Source organism: Neiella litorisoli (genome assembly GCF_014773395.1).
Classification (GTDB): domain Bacteria; phylum Pseudomonadota; class Gammaproteobacteria; order Enterobacterales; family Neiellaceae; genus Neiella; species Neiella litorisoli.
Genome location: NZ_JACXAF010000031.1, coordinates 1 through 17351, shown reverse-complemented (window position 1 = coordinate 17351; position 17351 = coordinate 1). Strand labels below are relative to the sequence as shown.

Here is a 17351-nt window from a genome sequence, read left to right as displayed (position 1 = left end):
GCTGTTCGATCAGGAGGATTGACCTTGCGTAATCGTGCCCTGCTGCTTAAAGCTGGTTTACCCGTCGTTATTTTAGCCGTTTGTTTTGCCCTCGCTGCTGTCATGTTTGCCAGTAAAGAGCCCCCGCAGCAGGAGCAACAAGAGCGTCAACCAATGTTGGTCGAAGTGATGAGCGTAGCGCGGCAGGATGTGCGCTACACCATCGAATCGCAGGGCTCGGTGATGCCCAAATTCCGCAGCGATTTAACCTCGGAAGTCAGCGGTCGAATCGTCACCGTTTCTCCAAATTTTGTGGCCGGCGGTTTTGTTCGTAAAGGCGAGGTCTTAGTGCAGCTTGAGGATGCCGACTACCAAACCGAGTTAAAAGCAGCGGAGGCCACGCTATACGGTGCTAAAGCGGCGCTGGAGGAAGAAAAAGCAAGAGCGCGAGTGGCCGAGGAAGATTGGCGTCAGTACTCAGCGGCAGAAATTCCCGAGCTGGGATTGCGCAAGCCGCAATTGGCCAAGGAAATGGCTAACCTGAGCTATGCCGAAGCCCAAGTTGAGCGCGCTAAACGTAACCTTGAGCGGACCCAACTTCGTGCGCCATACGATGCCATTTTACGCACCAAGGAAGTTGATGTGGGTGAATTTATTAGCCGAGGGACCAAGGTTGCTGAGTTGTTCGGCACCGAAGTGGCTGAAGTCAGATTGCCGATTACTGATACGGAGCTGGCCTACCTTGAGTTAGGCGACGATCCATCAGCAGCGCAGGTGATGCTTAGCAGCCAAATCGGCAACAAAGAATTTAACTGGCCCGCCCAATTGGTCCGCTCCGAGGGCATTATTGATGATAAGTCGCGCTTTATTTATGCCGTGCTTGAAATTGACGATCCGTATTTGCGCAGCAACAAAGCCGGCCCAGAACATAATCTTCCGCTTAAATTTGGCCGTTTTGTCAGCGCTTCGGTTACCGGTACGGCGCCGCGCAACATGATCCGGCTGCCGCGTAAAGTGCTGCGCAGTGGCAATCAGGTTGTGGTGGTTAAGGCTGATGACACTATTGAGCGCCGGACCATCACGATTGAGCGTTCAGAGAGAGACACCGTCTACATTCGCGATGGTTTAGCCGATGGTGAACGGATCGCGATTACGCCGGTTGCTGGGTTACCGAATGGTGCCAAAGTCCGCACAACGGCCATTGCCGATGCAGGTGACTCCTAATGGCCGAGGTCAATCAAAACTCTGCTGAAACGCCGCGCTCAACCGGTATTATCGCTTGGTTTGCCTATAACCCCGTTGCTGCCAACTTACTGATGGCATTGCTGGTGATCGCGGGGTTGATGTCGCTGTCGACGCTCCGCAAACAGGTCTTCCCCGATATTGAATTCAATGCCGTGACTGTGCAGGTGCCGTATCCAGGCGCCGCGCCTTTGGAAGTGGAAGAAGGCATCAATATCAAAATTGAAGAAGCAATTTCGGAAGTCAGCGGCATTAAGAAAGTGGTTTCAACCGCAGCCGAAGGGATGGGCAATGTTCGCATCGAAGTTGAAGATGGCTTTGATGTGCAAGAAGTGCTGGATGAAGTCAAAGTGAATGTCGATGCCATTATCAGTTTTCCGGAAAATGCTGAAAAGCCAGTGGTCTTTCGGATTAAACCGACGCAGGAAGTGATGTGGCTGTCGATTAACGGCGAGTTGGATGAGCGCGAAATGAAGCGCATCACCAATGAAGTCAGAGACGAGGTGGCTAATTTGCCGCAAGTCACCTCCGCCAAGGTGTTTGGCGCCCGCAATGATGAGGTCGCCATTGAGGTGTCAGAGGCTGATCTGCAGAAGTTCGGCATTACCTTTGATGATGTGGTGTCAGCGGTGAGGCGCAGCTCAATTGATTTGCCTAGTGGCTCGATTAAGTCTGATGCTGGCAACATCTTGTTGCGCACCAAAGGGCAGGCCTACAGCGGCGAGGACTTTTCCAATATTGTTTTGCTCACTCGCGCCGATGGCACTCGGCTTTACTTACGCGATGTGGCCATCATTGCCGATGGCTTTGTCGAGGAGCTGAACTATTCCCACTTTGATCGGCGCTTTAGTCTGGCGGTGCAAGTGACGGCGGTTGGCGATCAAAATGTTCTGAAAATTGCCGAAGCGGTCAAAGGGTATGTCGCCGAAAAGCAACAGCTATTGCCCGAAGGTGTCTACATCGCTGAATGGGCCGATGCGTCGTTCTATTTACAAGGTCGACTCGATCTGATGACACGCAACATGGTGTTTGGCGGAGTGTTGGTGTTTTTAGTTCTGGCCTTGTTTTTACGCCTAAGTCTGGCTTTTTGGGTGATCTTAGGATTGCCGGTGTGTTTTCTTGGCACCTTTATGTTGATGCCGACGCCACCGGTCGATTTGTCGATCAACATGATCAGTTTATTCGGCTTTATTTTGGTGCTCGGCATTGTGGTCGACGATGCCATTATCATCGGCGAAAGTGCTTGGTCTGAAGTGGAGCGAAATGGCCATACCCTCGAGAACATTATTCGCGGGGCAAAACGGGTGGCGATGCCGGCAACCTTTGGCGTCCTGACAACGATGGCGGCTTTCTGGCCCATGCTGATGGTATCGGGCCCGTTTGGGGTGATTTGGAAAACCATCGGTATGGTGGTGATTCTGTGCTTGCTGTTTTCTTTAGTCGAGTCCAAGTTGATCTTACCGGCGCACTTGCGGCACATGAAAGTGAAGAAAATCGACCGCAACCACCCTAATCCCATTTACCGAGTGCAAGCCGTGTTCTCCGAGGGGATGAAGAATTTTGTCATCCAACGTTATCAGCCGGCACTAAAAAAAGCGCTGGAGTGGCGCTATGCCACCATTGCTAGTTTTCTTGGCTTGTTCGTGCTCGCCATTGGTTTGATTGGCGGTGGCAAAGTTCGTTGGGAGTTCTTCCCTAACATTCCCAGCGACTTTGTCATGGTCTCGGTTGATATGGTCGAAGGCAGCTCTGATCGAGCCACTATTCGGGCACTGGAAACCCTTGAGGAGTCGCTGTATCAGATGAATGAGGCGATTTATCAGGAGCAGGGTTATCGGGTCGTACAGCACAGTAATACTTGGATGGAAGGTGCGTTGGCGGGGCGCATGGTGGTTGAACTGAAAAAGAACGAAACCCGCGATATCGACGGTTTTGAAGTGGTTAAGCGTTGGCGTGAGCAAACTCCGGAAATTCCGGGAGTGCGGATCCTCGACTTCCAGGGCTCCACCAACCCAGGTGCCGGGGCCGATCTGGGCTTTCAACTAAGCGGTAAAGACATGGCGACGCTGCAGGCAGCAGCGCAGGAGCTAAAAGAAAAACTGATGAGTTATGCCGGAGTCTATAACGTTCAAGATAGTTACTCAGGCGGCGCTCAGGAAATTACTTTGGCGATTAAGCCAGAGGCTGAAGCGCTGGGGATTTCTTTGGCGGATCTGGCGCGTCAGGTGCGTTATGGTTTTTATGGTGCCGAAGCGCAGCGGATCCAGCGGGGCGATGAAGAGGTCAAAGTGATGATCCGTTACCCACGCCAAGAGCGCAGCTCGATTGGCTATCTTGAGAATATGCGGGTACGGACCCAAAGTGGCGAAGAAGTGCCGTTTTCAAAAGTGGCTGACATTGCCATTCAAGAAGGCTATTCCAACATTACGCGCATTAATGGTGTGCGGGCGATCGACGTCACTGCAGCGGTCGATAAAGCGACCACGGAGTCTGAAACAGTGCGCAAAGACATTGAAGATGTCTTTATGAAGGAGCTTCAAAGCCGCTATCCAAACGTCAAATATGGTCTTGAAGGGGCCAGCCTCGAAGAACAAAAAGCATTAGTTGGCTTGCAGCAAGCGTTTGCTGTGGCGCTGGTGGTGATTTTCGGTTTAATCGCGATTCCCCTGAAATCCTACAGTCAGCCGTTGATTGTGATGTCGGTGATCCCATTTGGCATGATTGGCGCAGTCGTCGGGCACTGGTTGTTAGGGCTGTCGGTCAGTGTATTGTCGCTGTGTGGCATCGTCGCGCTAGCCGGGGTGGTGGTGAATGACAGCCTGATCATGGTCGATTTCGTCAACCGTGCAAGGCAGCAAGGATTGCGTTTATACGATGCGGCGCTTAACGCTGGTGGCCAGCGTTTTCGGGCCATTGTGTTGACTTCATTAACCACCTTCTTTGGCCTTATTCCTATTGTGTTGGAGCGCAGTTTGCAAGCGCAAATCGTCATCCCAATGGCGGTATCGCTGGCATTTGGCATTTTGTTTGCCACCGTCATCACGCTATTTATGGTGCCTTGCCTGTATTTGATTTTGGAAGATTTCAAAGGGATGTTCCGCGCCAAACCGGACGAATTTGCTGAGCAGTCGTCTAACTAACCATCTAAGGGAACTGGGCAATGTCAACATGGATTGTGATGAAGCGCGCTGGGGTTATTGTTTTGTTTGGGTTTGCTATGTCGGTGTCGCTGATAATGGCAGGCTGCGCTAAAACGCCGAATAGTGAGCTCAAATCAACGTCCCAGCTGCGCTATGATGGCTCTGCTTTCTCGTTGGTGGAGGTGCCTTCGCCAGCGGATATATTTGCTCTCAACGAGCAACAGAAAGAGCATTTTCTAAGCTATTACCACAATGCAGAGCAACAAGATGTGGCCGGTCACATGCGACTGTTCAATTACTTAGAGAGTATTCTTCAAGGATTTGACTTCAAGGGCCATACCTACGCAGCGGAACAAGCCTTGTTGCAACAATCGGGTAATTGCCTATCGCTGGCCATAGTTACCGCAGCTTTGGCGCGTTTGGTTGACATTGATGTTGATTATCAGCGGGTCAATGTTGCTCCGGTATTTCGGCGCTATAACGGCATTTTGATGCTTTCCAGTCACGTTCGCAGTCACGTGTATGAGCCAAATTACAGCGCTCGGCAAGGGGCCATGGTTTTGGCTAAACCCAAAATTGTGATCGATTACTTTCCGCAAAGCGGCAACGTCGCTGGCGTCAAGGTGTCGGATGATGATTTTGTCGCGATGTTCTATCAGAACTTAGCCGCAGAAGCGTTGATCCGTCAGCAATACGATTTAGCGTTTTCGTTGTTGCAACAGGGGTTGCTGGTGGCCCCAAACAACGCCGAAAGCCTCAATATGCTTGCAGTATTGTTTGCTCAACATGGCGATGACAGCCAAGCTGAGTTGATTTACCAATTCACGCTAGCGCATACCAACTTTTCGACTAATTCGGTGAGCAATTACGTCATCTTGCTCAACCGACAAGGCCGAGCGAAGCAAGCCGCGCAAGTGGCTCAGCAATATGCGTTGGCGACTGATGACAATCCATATCGATGGCTTGACGTTGCTGAACGAGCATTTGCCAATGATCAGCTTGCGCTTTCTCTCCGCAGCTATCAGCGCGCTATTGAGCTGGCCCCCTATCTTCACGAAGGCTACTTTGGTCTGGCTAAAAACTACTACCAGCTGGGACAGTTGCAAAAAGCGAATGAGGCGATGCAGCTCGCTCATCAATATGCTTATACCAGTGAAGAGCAGCAAACCTATCAGGCAAAAATCCTATTGTTGGAGCAGGCCATTAAGTAGCAAGCTCTTTACTGCGAGCTTCCAAATACGAATAACTCACTCATGGTGCAACGCGCAATGCCAGTGCGTTGCACCGTTATGATGCGCGCACCAAAGCGGATTTATAGCCTTAAAAATCACACTATTGTTCATTATTTCAACCGCTTGGCGACTGATTCAAACAGTGGCTTAAAACTTGCGTTGTTTAGTGCTTAACTCAATGAAAGCACTCAGTTTCCTCTGTTCTTATGGCTTTATTTTCCACATTTCCTAGTAATGACGAACCATGTAGTTGGGAGGGATTCTGATGCAATATTCGTGGCTTCTCATCGCGTCAGTTTTGGTGTTTTTCATGCAGGCTGGTTTTCTGTGTCTTGAAACCGGCAAGATCCGCAGTAAAAACAGCATTAATGTCGCCGCTAAAAACATCTCCGATTTTATCGTCGCAGCGATTATTTTTTGGCTGTTTGGCTTTGCCTTGATGTTTGGCGCCAGTCAGGGCGGTTTATTCGGTTTCAGTGATTTTGTCTTTGGTGGCAGCCAGAGCGCAGAGCAGACCAGCTTCTTTATTTTTCAAATGATGTTTTGTGGCACTGCCGCTACCTTAATGTCCGGCGCCGTTGCTGAGCGGATGAGTTTCGTCGGTTATCTCGCCGCAGCGGCGATGCTGTCGGCCATTATTTATCCGATCCCTGGCCACTGGAGCTGGGCGTCGATCTATCAGTCGGGTAATGCTGGCTGGTTAGAAGCGTTGGGATTTGTCGATTTTGCTGGTGCCGCCGTGGTCCATGCGGTGGGAGGCTGTGTGGCGTTGGCTGCAATCATGATCATTGGCCCGCGCATTGGCCGCTTTTCTGATAATCGCAGCTTTTTGCAGGGCAGTAATTTACCCATGTCGGTACTCGGCACGCTGCTGATCTGGCTGGGCTGGTTTGGCTTTAATGGCGGCAGTACCTTAGCGCTCAACGAACAAGTGCCGTTGATTATGCTCAATACATGCGTGGCGGCGGTTTGGGGCGGAATTATTGCCGCGGGGTGCCATTATTTGCGCCATCGCTACGTTGATGTCGGTGCCATTATGAACGGCGTCATCGGTGGCTTGGTGGGCGTGACGGCAAGCTGCCATGCGGTGGTGCCGGTTGAAGCCATGATGATTGGCATGTGCTCAGGGGCGATTGTTTGTGTTGGTACCCAATGGATTGAATCGCTCCGTATTGATGATGCGTTGGGAGTGGTGCCGGCCCACCTGTTTTGTGGCATTTGGGGCACCATAGCCGTTGCTGTGTTTGGTGATCCGGCAATATTGGCAACCGGATTAAGTGGCTTCGGTCAGCTGTGGGTGCAGCTACTTGGGGTGGCGGCGATCTGCTGTTACAGCTTTACAGTCAGCTACGTCATGTTGTGGCTGTTGAATCGTAAGCTGCCACTGCGCGTTAGTGCTGAAGATGAATTGCAGGGCATGAACATTTCCGAGCATCGGGCATCAACGGAACTGATTGATTTGCTGGGCTCCATGCATAAGCAACAGCGCGAAGGCAGGTTCTCCGAGCCGGTACCGGTCGAGCCATTTACCGAAGTGGGGCAAATTGCCAAGCAATACAACGAAGTGATTGCCCGAGTGAGTGAGGAGATCGGCAAACGAGACGATGCTATTGATCGTTTTCGTTCCAGCGAAAAGCGTAAAAGCGCGATCCTTGACTCTTCAATGGATTCCATTTTGACGGTCGATTTAGTCGGCAGAATAATCGAATTTAATCCCGCCGCCGAGCGCACCTTTGGCTATCTAAAAAGTCATGTCACAGGCAAAGATTTTATTGAACTATTTATCACTGTTGATGATCGAACCTCGGTGCGCGAAAGCCTGCGCCATAAATTTTCATCGTCTTGCGGTTTGCTTCGAAACCGGCGCAATGCGATTACCCTGCTGCGTAACTCAGGTGATTCATTTCCGGCTGAGATCACCGTAACGGCGGCCGACTTTGACCGTAATTCTAACGAGTTCACCTTGCACATTCGTGATGTGACCCGCCAGCTCAAACTGCAAGAAAAGCTGAAACAACTGGCGTACAGCGACCCGCTGACGGGGCTGTATAACCGCACCTACCTGATGGATTCGATGGTGCGAGCGATTGAGCAATCGAGCAATTTCCAAGAGCGTGTGGTGCTGTTTTTCTTAGATCTCGACCGCTTTAAGAAAATTAACGATACCCTCGGTCATCGTGCTGGTGACGACTTACTTTGTGAAGTTGCCAACCGTTTAACTCGGGTGACTCGGGCGGATGACATTATTGCTCGTTGGGGCGGCGATGAATTTGTCGTGCTAGTCACCGGCGCTTTCAGCGACCGAGCCGCCTGCGATAAAGCCCAAGCCATTCTTGATGTGATGCGCGAGCCGCTGCTACTGGAAGGTCGCGAGATTAATATTCCGACTAGCGTTGGTATTGCCATTGCTGAGAATGACACCGTCAGTGCCGATTTGTTAATGCAGTATGCGGATTTAGCCATGTACAGCGCGAAACAAAAAGGCCGCGATAATTATCAATTGTTTCAGCCTGATATGGCCAAAACTGCGGCCCGTCACTTCGACTACGAGCAAGAGATGCGCAAAGCAGTCAGCAGCGGTGATCAGTTCTACATGGTGTATCAGCCCAAGGTCATTGCCAATGGCGATATTGTTGGCCTCGAAGCCTTGATTCGCTGGCAACATCCAAAGGAAGGGCTGATTTCGCCCAGTGAATTTATTCCGTTGGCAGAAGAGTCGGATCTGATTATTCAGCTCGGTGAAAAGGCCATTGATGATGTGTTGCAACAAATGCAGTGTTGGCAGCGCGAGGGTAAAAAGTTGGTGCCAGTGTCGGTCAACATCTCAGGCCGACACATGGTGTCTGGGCCTTTGGTGGAATTCGTTAAACAGCGCCTTGAGCATTATCAAATTGATGGATCATTACTGGAGGTTGAGATCACCGAAGGGGTGTTGTTGACCGATATCGAACGCTGCATCGAAGTGATGGCGGCGCTCAAACAGTTGGCGCTGAAAATCTCAGTGGATGACTTTGGGACCGGCTATTCCTCGTTGAATTACCTGAAAAGCTTGCCTATCGACGTGCTTAAAATTGATCGCTCATTTGTTGATGAATGCGCATCAACCGTCGAAGATGGCCAGATTTGCGCAACCATCATTAGCTTGGCGCAAAACTTAGATTTGATTACGGTGGCCGAAGGGGTTGAAACGCAGCAGCAGTTGGAGTTTTTGCAAACCCGCGGTTGCAATATGTATCAGGGTTACTTGTTCTATAAGCCGCTACCGGCGAAAGAGGTCAAGTTGGCAGCTAGGGCTCTCGAAGGTGCGGTCTAATAGCAATCTATATGGATTGCTATAACTGGATTGGTATCAATGAAAGGGATGTCACATTGCGACAGCGCATCGCAATGTGACAGCGATTGATTAAGCGGGCTGTGTCTCTACCATGGAGGCCAGAATGGTTTTGATTTCAGGTACACAAGAGCCGCAATTGGTGCCTGCTTTACAGCATTTACCCACTTCCTGATAGCTCGTCAGGCCGTTTTCACGGATGGCTTTGCGAATGGTCTTCTCGCCGACATTAAAGCATGCACAAACCTGAGCGCCGGTATCCTCTGCACCTGCCGTAGGCAGGCCACTGAGCAATGCGAGGCGCTCGTCAGGCTGCAGCTGCGATTTGGCGAATAGCGAACTGAGGAAATTACGCTCAGGCAGCATCCGAATATCTGGCGTGGTGGCGATACATAGCACGAACATCAGGCTATTGCCCTGATAGCCGGCGACGCGCAATAAACCCAACTTGGCGTCATCAAGGTACTGCCAGCTCAGTGCCGGATAAACTTGCGACAACCATTGCTTAACCCAGTCAATCGACAGTGAAGACTGATCGTAGCCCGCTAATTCATAGCGCAGATAGCCCTGACAATTCACTTTCACCTGATAATCAATACCGGCATCAGGCAGCGGTTGGCGGCTTAGTACAAAACCATGCCATTCCGCCTGATATGGTGCGATGCGGATGGGCGTGTGTTTACTTTCGGGCTGACCCGACACCGGATCCACCACAGGGTTGACCACGGCACCCATGCGTCCTTTGCTGGCGTATTGTTCGGTCCAATGCATGGGTACAAATACGTCGCCAGCAACTTGTGATTCGGAGACATTGACACGTGCATACATTTGCCCCCAACGGCTTTGCAAGTGCGCAATATGACCATCTTTCAGGCCGTATTTAGCGGCATCCTGCGGATTTACTTCAACAAACGGCTCTGGCCGGTGCTGATTAAGACGCGGAGCCAGTGCGCTGCGGGTCATGGTGTGCCACTGATCGCGCAGGCGACCCGTGTTGAGCACTAGAGGATATTCTTGGTCTGGCAAATTACCTGGCGCTCTGCCGGTTAAGGCAATGAAGTTGGCTTTGCGGTTTGGCGTGTAAAACTGGCCATCGGCAAAAAAGCGCTCTTTACCATTGGGGTACTGCTGGTTCACCGGCCACTGGATGGGCTCAAAGTCTTCGTATTGCTGTTGTGAAATGTTGGCAAATGCCGAAATATCAAAATCACGAAGGCGTTGCTCTGATGAGTTTTCAAAACCAGATAACGCTGCATGTTCGCGAAAGATCTCAACCTGATGCTGGTAGTTAAACGCATCTTTAAAGCCTAAGCGCTGGCCAACCTGAGAAATAATCCACCAATCAGGCTTGGCTTCGCCGGCAGGCGGTAGCAAAGCCCGCTGATGCGACAAGCGGCGCTCGGAATTAGTCACAATGCCGTCTTTCTCGCTCCAGCCTTGCGCTGGCAGTTTAATATGCGCCAACTCTAATGTGTCGGTGTTGGCGACACAGTCGCTGACCACAACAAAAGGACATTGCTGCAATGCGGCTTTGACTTGATCGGCGTTTGGCAAACTCACCACTGGGTTGGTGGCCATGATCCAAACCGCTTTGATTTTGCCCGCGGCAATTGCTTCGAACAACTCCACTGCAGGCAGACCGGGCTTGGTCGCCATATTGGCGGCATTCCAGAATCGAGCGACCCGGTCGGTGTCGCCGTCAATGTTGAATTCCATATGGGCGGCAAGTGTGGTGGCTAAGCCGCCAACTTCGCGGCCACCCATGGCGTTGGGTTGGCCTGTCATCGACAGCGGGCCAGCGCCGGGCTTACCAATCCGGCCAGTTGCTAAATGGCAATTGAGAATCGAGTTGACCTTATCGACGCCACTGGATGATTGCTTGACCCCTTGGCTGTAAGCAGTCACGACTTTGTCTGTTTCTGCAAACCAGTTGTAGAAAGTCACCAAATCGCGCTCACTAAGGCGCGTTCTGAGTGCAACTTCGGCTAAATCGCCTGCATCTTGCTGTGCGGCCGCAACGGCTTCGGCAAAGCCCTGAGTGTGATTGTCGATGTACTCTTGTTGCAGATACTGGCCATTGACTAAATGGTTGAGCAAGCCGTTAAACAGCACCACATCACTGCCGCCGGCAAGCGGTAAATGGAGATCGGCAATGTCGCAGGTCGCGGTTCGTCTTGGATCGATTACCACCACCCGCATGTTGGGATTTTTTGCTTTGGCAGCGCGAATGCGCTGATAAGAAATCGGGTGACACCAAGCCATATTCGAGCCGGTGATCACCACTAAGTCGGCGAGCTCCAAATCATCGTAGCAATTGGGCACGGTGTCGGTGCCGAATGCACGTTTGTGACCGGAGACAGCTGAAGACATACAAAGCCGACTATTGGTATCGATATTGGCGCTACCAATAAAGCCTTTCATCAGTTTGTTCGCCACATAGTAGTCTTCTGTCAGCAGCTGACCACTGCCATAAATCGCCACTGAATCTGGGCCATGTTCGGCAATAATTTGCGAGAAGGTGCTGGCGACTGCATCCAGAGCCGTATTCCAGTCGGTCGCCTGTTGGCCAATGTAAGGTGTCAGCAAGCGGCTAGAAACATCAATGGTTTCGCCCAGCGAGCTACCTTTTGAGCAAAGTCTGCCGAAGTTGGCTGGGTGATTGTCATCACCGTTGATCAGTACTTGCCGCTCGGTTTCGTTAACGCTGGCTTCAATACCACAGCCAACGCCGCAATAGGCGCACGTTGTTTTGATTGTTTTGCATGATGACTGAGACATTTACGCGACCTCCTGCAGAGCTGCTGGAATGACATCTTCGACGAATTTGTCGGCATAGCGCTGGCCAAACAGCAACACGGAGCGAATGGCTGACACGTCTTGCTCAGATTCCATCAGGGTTTGATACCAACTGCCATCGAGGGTGTCGCCATAGAGCACTGCGCCAATAACACGATCGGCACGTAACACCAAGCGTTTGTAGACGTTCAATTCAGGATCGTGGAATTCCAGTACATCGCAGTCGCTGTCACCGTTAAAATCACCGACTGAAAACAGGTTAATGCCGGTGACTTTTAGCTTGGTCGCGTTGGGCAGCGTTTTGTATTCAGCAACGCCATGGCCACTAAGATGGTTGGCGCAAACTTTCGCCTGCTCAAACACCGGCGCCACCATACCAAAGGTCATGCCGCGGTGTTGCACACATTCCCCCACCGCATAAATACTCGGGTCAAAGGTTTGCAGGGTGTCATTAACGACAATGCCCCGCTCGCAATGGATGCCCGCTGATTTTGCTAAGTCGAAATTCGGCTTGACGCCAACGGCCATGACAAACAGATCGCAAGGTAGTTCAGTGCCATCGCCAAATTTCACGGCGGCGACGTGGCCGCTGTCATCAGCAATCAATTCTTTGGTATCGGCTTCCATCATAAAGCCAATGCCGCGCGCCTCGAACTCGGCTCGCAGCAACTCGGCAGCATTGGCGTCGAGTTGTCGATTAAGCAGCGTTGAGCAGTTGTGGACGACGGTGACTTCCATGCCTTGTTGCTTCAGCCCGTTGGCCGCTTCTAGCCCCAACAAACCGCCGCCGAGCACTACCGCATGGCGTCTGGTAACGGCATAGCTCAACATGGTGTTGACGTCGAAAATATCACGAAAGGCGATAACGCCATCGAGTTGGTGACCCGGCAGGGGAATGATGAAAGGCTTGGAGCCGGTGGCGACTAGCAATTTGTCGTAGCGCGCTTCGGTGCCATCACGGCTAATGACTTTGCGTCTGCGGCGGTCGATTTCGGTAATTTGTTTGTCTGGGCCGGCGTGCAGAACAATGTCATTGTCCTGATACCATTGGCGATCATTAATCATGATCTCATCAATGGTTTTCTCGCCGCATAATACTGGTGACAGCATAATGCGGTTGTAATTTCCGTAGGGCTCGGCACCAAATACGGTGATTTCATAACGCTCAGGGCAGGCAGATAGCAGTTCTTCGACTGCTTTCATGCCGGCCATTCCGTTACCAATCACTACTAATTTCTCTCTCGTCATTCCAGCAGGGCCTGTTCATCAATCATTCTATTTTGATGAGGTTTTGCAAGCGCCGTACCAATATCAAAACAACCGAGTTATCTTGTTTTGGGTTCTGGATAATGCATTTATAACAACGAGTTATTTTCTGTGGAACCAATTTGGTGCAATTGGTTCGTTGGCTAGGATTTGAGTTGTTGCATCCTTTTGGTGCTTTGTTGTGATTTTAATGCACTTGTTCTGCTCTTTGCTTACTGAGTGCGGCTAGCGAGCACTTGCTCGCGCTGAGTTTGCACCCACATCGAAGTAGCGCCGCAAATCGCTACCGGCATTACCAGCATGTTGACGATGGGGATCATGGTAAACAGCATGGCCATAATGCCGAAGCTCATACTCTGGCTACGCTGTGACTTGAGCTTCAGCTTCATGTCGCGGAATGGCACTTTGTGGTTGTCGAATGGGTAATCACAATATTGAATCGCCATCATCCACGCCGAGAACAAAAACCAAATAACCGGCGCTAGAGTTTGTCCGGCCAGTGGCACCAGAAATAACAACAAACAAAGCAGTGCTCGTGGTAGGAAATAGCCGAGCTTTTGGAATTCTCTGGCGAACAGCCGCGGAATATCCTTAACCAAGTCAACAAAGCCGCCACTGTCGATCGGTTTACCGGTCAGATAGAGTTCAACTTTCTCCGCGAGTAAGCCGTTAAAGGGCGCTGCCAACCAGTTGGCGACCGTGGCAAATAGGAATGAAAACAGCACCAGAATAGAGATGAGAGCGAGGGGCCAAAGCAGGTATTGCAGCCAGTTGAGCCACTCTGGCAACCACTCATTGAGCATCACAAACCAGTCTGACAAGCTGCTGATGAGGTAGCCAAAAAATAGCGAAAAGATAATGAGATTGATGATCAATGGTACGGCGACGAACCGTCGAAGCCCCTTGGTTTGGATCAACTCAAAACCTTTGAAAAAATAAGCTGCGCCGCTACTACCGCCTTGAATTACCTGCATTCATTGAACCTCTGACTGCTTTGTTGGGGTTGATTATAGAGTGAAGCCCACCGGATTGAACACGGTGGGCTTGTTACAAAGCATGACAGGCCTAACGAAGGGTGATGTTGATAGCGGTGGTTTCGCCCTCAATAACTGCAACTTTGGCGTCGTCAAAGCTCGCTGGGCCGTAGGCACCGCCATTGTTGGAAAAGCCGTAAGGCTCATTGGGAATACCGAGCCAGTTTGCATCGAGCTGGCCGTTGCTATTGAGATCTTGAAACATGCGAACGGCATAGTCACCACTTGCCAGATCGGACATTTCAAATTGCAGCGGCTTGTCTTTGGCTGGCATTTTAAAGCGCGCGATGGGGTCTTTACCGTCTTGGTAGTTGCTTTGATTGTCATACACTTCAACCATCATTGGGCCAGTGGGTTGGTTGTTGTCGATGGTGACATCCAAGGTGCCAGCATGGCAGGTATTAGCAATTGGGATCAGTAGTGGCGACATGAGTGCGAGCAGTACGTAGTGTTTCATGGTGATGTCCTTGTTCAGTTGATTGATTGTCGGCAAAGCAATTGCAGTGCGGAATCTATTCAATCAAGTTGGCCGCTTGCTGACAGGTGCCAGAAGTCATGAGTTGGTCGCCCGACAAAGATGACTTTTGGCACTATGCGCTGCTGGCCGCAATTGGTTAGAGTGGTCATTGATTGCTTTTTTCGTAAATAACTGACTGGAAAACCATGAATAAATTGAATCGCGACGATTTGGTTTTGTCGCTGAGCGGCCTTGTCACCTATGCGGTTGTGATCTGGGTGGATGCCTTGAATGGCCACTTAACCATGTTCCGGTTTGGCTTATTCGGAGCGATGACGTTGGCGTTTTGTGTTGCCACTATGTGGCGACCTGCGGCCAATTCAATGCCGTTGTTGCGCTTGGCGCTATTGCTCCAGTGCCTCTGCGCCATAGCGATTTATGCCGATTACAAATCCTTGGTGGTGCCGGTCATTTTAGTGATTTGTGCAGCGCAAATGCCCGCTTTTCTGGGGCTGAATCGCTGGTGGTATGGCTTAGCAGCTCTCAATATCGCGGTACTCTTGGTTGATATGAGTAGTGGCCTCAGCCAAACAGACGTCATTACCAACTTGGTGTTTTTGAGTTTTGAGCTATTTGCGGCATTGTCGACTCGCTCGCGCTTGATTGCGCAGGAGCAACAAAAGCTACTCGAAGCGACCAATCTGCAATTGCGCGCCGCGCAATCAATGCTCTCTCAACAAAGCCAGCACAACGAACGCTTGCGGATTGCCCGCGATCTGCACGATAGCCTTGGGCACCATTTGACGGCATTGAGCTTGCAGCTTGAACATGCCATCCATCAGCCGCCAGATGACTCCAGCAAACTGTTTCAATCACTCAAACTTCAAGTCAATGAAACCCTCCAACAAGCAAGAAGCGTTGTGCGTCATATGCGCCAGCAATCGCGGTTTTCATTGCCTGACTTTGTCGCCGAATTACAACTCGGCTTACCGCCAGGGATCACCCTTGGCTTTAGCGGGGCTCAGCAAGAATTGCCTGCTGATATCAGTGAGCAATTGGCCTATTGCATTCAAGAGGCGGTGAGCAATGCCATTCGGCATGGCCGAGCTACCGATATCGCCATTGAGATGGTGCGTCAACCGCAATTCAAATTACAGATCCGCGATAACGGAGTGGGCTGCTCAAATGTGCATTATGGCAACGGTCTCAACGGGATTGCTGAGCGAGCAAAACAGCTCGGCGGTCAGCTGATGATTAACAAGTTGCCGTCAGGCTTTGCCATCACCATTGAGCTGGCCGCGTTGCCAGAGGAGGCATTAGCATGATCAACATTGCGCTGGTCGATGATCAGGCATTGATCCGAGACGGCATTGCTCGGCTGATTGAGCTCAATGATAACTATCAAGTTTGTTGGTGCGCCGAGCATGGCCAGCAAGCGCTCGAGTTAATCGCTGAGCAGCCCGTTGATTTGTTGTTATCGGATATTCGAATGCCGGTGATGGATGGCATCCAGTTGGTACAGCAAATGCGCCAGCAAGGCGATACAACACCGGTACTCATGCTAACGACGTTTGATGAGCACCAATTATTTCTGCGCGCCTTGCAAGCTGGGGTGAACGGTTTTCTACTCAAGGACGTGAGTTGGGACAAGCTCGATAAAGCCATTGCTACCGTTGCTGCGGGTGGTTTTCTGGCTGAGCCCGAATTGTTAAACCGGCAGCGCTTGCCAGAGTCAGAATCGGCCGATACCAGCCCAGCCATCCAGCCCGATGAATTGTCAGCCAAAGAGCAGCAGATATTGCGCTATTTAGCGGCTGGGTTTAGTAACAAAGAAATCGCTGCCGCTATCTACTTAGCCGAAGGAACGGTGAAAAACCATATCTCCAACTTGCTCGATAAGTTACAAGCCAGAGACCGCACCCAAGCGGTGTTAAAAGCGTTGCGCTGGCAGTTGATATAGTTCACTGGTTTGAGTGCGCATGGTCTTGCTCATTCGCAGTTAAACCTTGATGAGAGCGAAAGCCAGTCTGAGCGTGTTGTAGCTCGTAATTGGACAAAAGCATGTTAGTCATTTTGCTCTAAAGAGCTCTAGTCAGACTATAAAGTGCCTCGTTGCCATGAGTAACGACTTAGTCCTTTGGTTTGGCAAATAACCTTTGTAAAGCCAGCTCTGCTTGACGTAGCCCTTCCTCAGTAAATACTACAGACTTACTCTTTCCGACAGGATCAGACAACAGCCCTTTGCCGTGCAATCGATTAGTTATATCCCAATCAAGTTGCTTCCATGCGCGGCAGTTATCGTGGAGAGTAAGAGAGAGTAAAGCCAAAGCTGCCTCATCGATTTTATCTTCATCTAGTTCCATAAGGTTCACCAACCCTGCTTAGCTTGACGGAAGACCACAGTCACTTGTTATGAGTCGCATTGTTTAAGCCCATGTTTTTTTTGGTATTGCAATATTTGATAGTTGTAGGCCGTGGCATACACTGGAGCTATAGCCTGAAGCTTGTTTTGTTCATAGCTTTCAACAAGATCCGATACTTGGATAAGTCTAACTGTTTCCTCGCTGATACATTCCGGCGCAAACCAAGGGACATCAGCAAACATACCAATGGTGCCAACGTATCGAAGGTCCCCTACGCTAATGGCCTTTTTAGCATCTTTGACGGGATCAGCATGAAGTAGCCACTCTAGGTCTTTTTCAATTTGGTTCGCTTCTTGGCACGCTGTTAATAACAGGATCATAAAAGCGAAGAATTTAAAATTCATATAGTAGGCTCATAACGCTCCGATAATGCGCGACAAGCGCGGAGCCTGTTTTTGTGTAAAATTGCGAGCCTGCGAGCTACACAAAAACTGGCAGAGCGCTTGGCGTC

The 17351-nt window shown here is 50.7% G+C and carries 12 protein-coding genes; 6 read left to right on the top strand and 6 right to left on the bottom strand.

Annotated elements, in window-relative coordinates:
- Positions 1 to 24 precede the first annotated feature (24 nt).
- From IC617_RS17480 to amt, 4 genes are all read left to right on the top strand, one after another.
- Positions 25 to 1203 (top strand): efflux RND transporter periplasmic adaptor subunit, encoded by a 1179-nt coding sequence (locus tag IC617_RS17480; RefSeq protein WP_191146277.1) that lies wholly within the window; start codon positions 25 to 27, stop codon positions 1201 to 1203.
- Positions 1203 to 4361: an efflux RND transporter permease subunit gene (locus IC617_RS17475; RefSeq protein ID WP_191146276.1), complete on the top strand. Its 3159-nt coding sequence runs from the start codon at positions 1203 to 1205 to the stop codon at positions 4359 to 4361. Before IC617_RS17480 ends, IC617_RS17475 begins: the two co-directional genes overlap by 1 nt.
- A 20-nt stretch (positions 4362 to 4381) precedes the next feature.
- Positions 4382 to 5572: a tetratricopeptide repeat protein gene (locus IC617_RS17470; RefSeq protein ID WP_191146275.1), complete on the top strand. Its 1191-nt coding sequence runs from the start codon at positions 4382 to 4384 to the stop codon at positions 5570 to 5572.
- Positions 5573 to 5858: 286 nt separating this feature from the next.
- Entirely contained in the window at positions 5859 to 8906 is a 3048-nt protein-coding gene (gene amt, locus IC617_RS17465; RefSeq protein ID WP_191146274.1) for an ammonium transporter, read from the top strand.
- Between the two features lie 90 nt (positions 8907 to 8996).
- Here amt and IC617_RS17460 read toward each other — a convergent pair whose 3' ends face one another.
- The 4 genes from IC617_RS17460 to IC617_RS17445 form a co-directional block, all read right to left on the bottom strand.
- Complete coding sequence (locus tag IC617_RS17460; protein WP_191146273.1) at positions 8997 to 11702, bottom strand: nitrate reductase; 2706 nt, start codon at positions 11700 to 11702, stop codon at positions 8997 to 8999.
- Complete coding sequence (locus IC617_RS17455; RefSeq protein ID WP_191146272.1) at positions 11703 to 12968, bottom strand: NAD(P)/FAD-dependent oxidoreductase; 1266 nt, start codon at positions 12966 to 12968, stop codon at positions 11703 to 11705.
- 230 nt (positions 12969 to 13198) lie between these two features.
- Positions 13199 to 13960: a sulfate transporter CysZ gene (gene cysZ, locus IC617_RS17450; RefSeq protein ID WP_191146271.1), complete on the bottom strand. Its 762-nt coding sequence runs from the start codon at positions 13958 to 13960 to the stop codon at positions 13199 to 13201.
- A gap of 91 nt (positions 13961 to 14051) precedes the next feature.
- Positions 14052 to 14477: a DUF2141 domain-containing protein gene (locus IC617_RS17445; RefSeq protein ID WP_191146270.1), complete on the bottom strand. Its 426-nt coding sequence runs from the start codon at positions 14475 to 14477 to the stop codon at positions 14052 to 14054.
- A 206-nt stretch (positions 14478 to 14683) separates the two neighbouring features.
- On the opposite strand from IC617_RS17445, the gene IC617_RS17440 reads away from it, so the two are divergent.
- Together IC617_RS17440 and IC617_RS17435 are read left to right on the top strand one after the other, a co-directional pair.
- Positions 14684 to 15802, top strand: a complete 1119-nt coding sequence (locus tag IC617_RS17440) for a sensor histidine kinase (RefSeq protein WP_191146269.1) — start codon at positions 14684 to 14686, stop codon at positions 15800 to 15802.
- A complete protein-coding gene (locus tag IC617_RS17435) occupies positions 15799 to 16437 on the top strand; it encodes a response regulator (protein WP_191146268.1) in 639 nt (212 codons plus the stop codon). The genes IC617_RS17440 and IC617_RS17435 overlap by 4 nt, the downstream gene beginning before the upstream one ends.
- Positions 16438 to 16606: 169 nt before the next feature.
- On the opposite strand, the gene IC617_RS17430 is transcribed toward IC617_RS17435, so the two are convergent.
- Both IC617_RS17430 and IC617_RS17425 read right to left on the bottom strand, forming a co-directional pair.
- Complete coding sequence (locus IC617_RS17430; RefSeq protein WP_191145717.1) at positions 16607 to 16840, bottom strand: DUF6429 family protein; 234 nt, start codon at positions 16838 to 16840, stop codon at positions 16607 to 16609.
- Positions 16841 to 16887: 47 nt separating this feature from the next.
- On the bottom strand, positions 16888 to 17244 hold the full coding sequence (locus tag IC617_RS17425) for a hypothetical protein (protein ID WP_191146267.1): 357 nt from the start codon (positions 17242 to 17244) through the stop codon (positions 16888 to 16890).
- Between the last annotated feature and the right edge of the window lie 107 nt (positions 17245 to 17351).

Bases quoted from the DNA above. Each gene is read 5' to 3' on its own strand.
- IC617_RS17475 (WP_191146276.1), top strand. From the start codon at position 1,203: ATGGCCGAGGTCAATCAAAACTCTGCTGAAACGCCGCGCTCAACCGGT.
- IC617_RS17470 (WP_191146275.1), top strand. From the start codon at position 4,382: ATGTCAACATGGATTGTGATGAAGCGCGCTGGGGTTATTGTTTTGTTT.
- amt (WP_191146274.1), top strand. From the start codon at position 5,859: ATGCAATATTCGTGGCTTCTCATCGCGTCAGTTTTGGTGTTTTTCATG.
- IC617_RS17460 (WP_191146273.1), bottom strand. From the start codon at position 11,702: ATGTCTCAGTCATCATGCAAAACAATCAAAACAACGTGCGCCTATTGC.
- IC617_RS17455 (WP_191146272.1), bottom strand. From the start codon at position 12,968: ATGACGAGAGAGAAATTAGTAGTGATTGGTAACGGAATGGCCGGCATG.
- cysZ (WP_191146271.1), bottom strand. From the start codon at position 13,960: ATGCAGGTAATTCAAGGCGGTAGTAGCGGCGCAGCTTATTTTTTCAAA.
- IC617_RS17445 (WP_191146270.1), bottom strand. From the start codon at position 14,477: ATGAAACACTACGTACTGCTCGCACTCATGTCGCCACTACTGATCCCA.
- IC617_RS17440 (WP_191146269.1), top strand. From the start codon at position 14,684: ATGAATAAATTGAATCGCGACGATTTGGTTTTGTCGCTGAGCGGCCTT.
- IC617_RS17435 (WP_191146268.1), top strand. From the start codon at position 15,799: ATGATCAACATTGCGCTGGTCGATGATCAGGCATTGATCCGAGACGGC.
- IC617_RS17430 (WP_191145717.1), bottom strand. From the start codon at position 16,840: ATGGAACTAGATGAAGATAAAATCGATGAGGCAGCTTTGGCTTTACTC.
- IC617_RS17425 (WP_191146267.1), bottom strand. From the start codon at position 17,244: ATGAATTTTAAATTCTTCGCTTTTATGATCCTGTTATTAACAGCGTGC.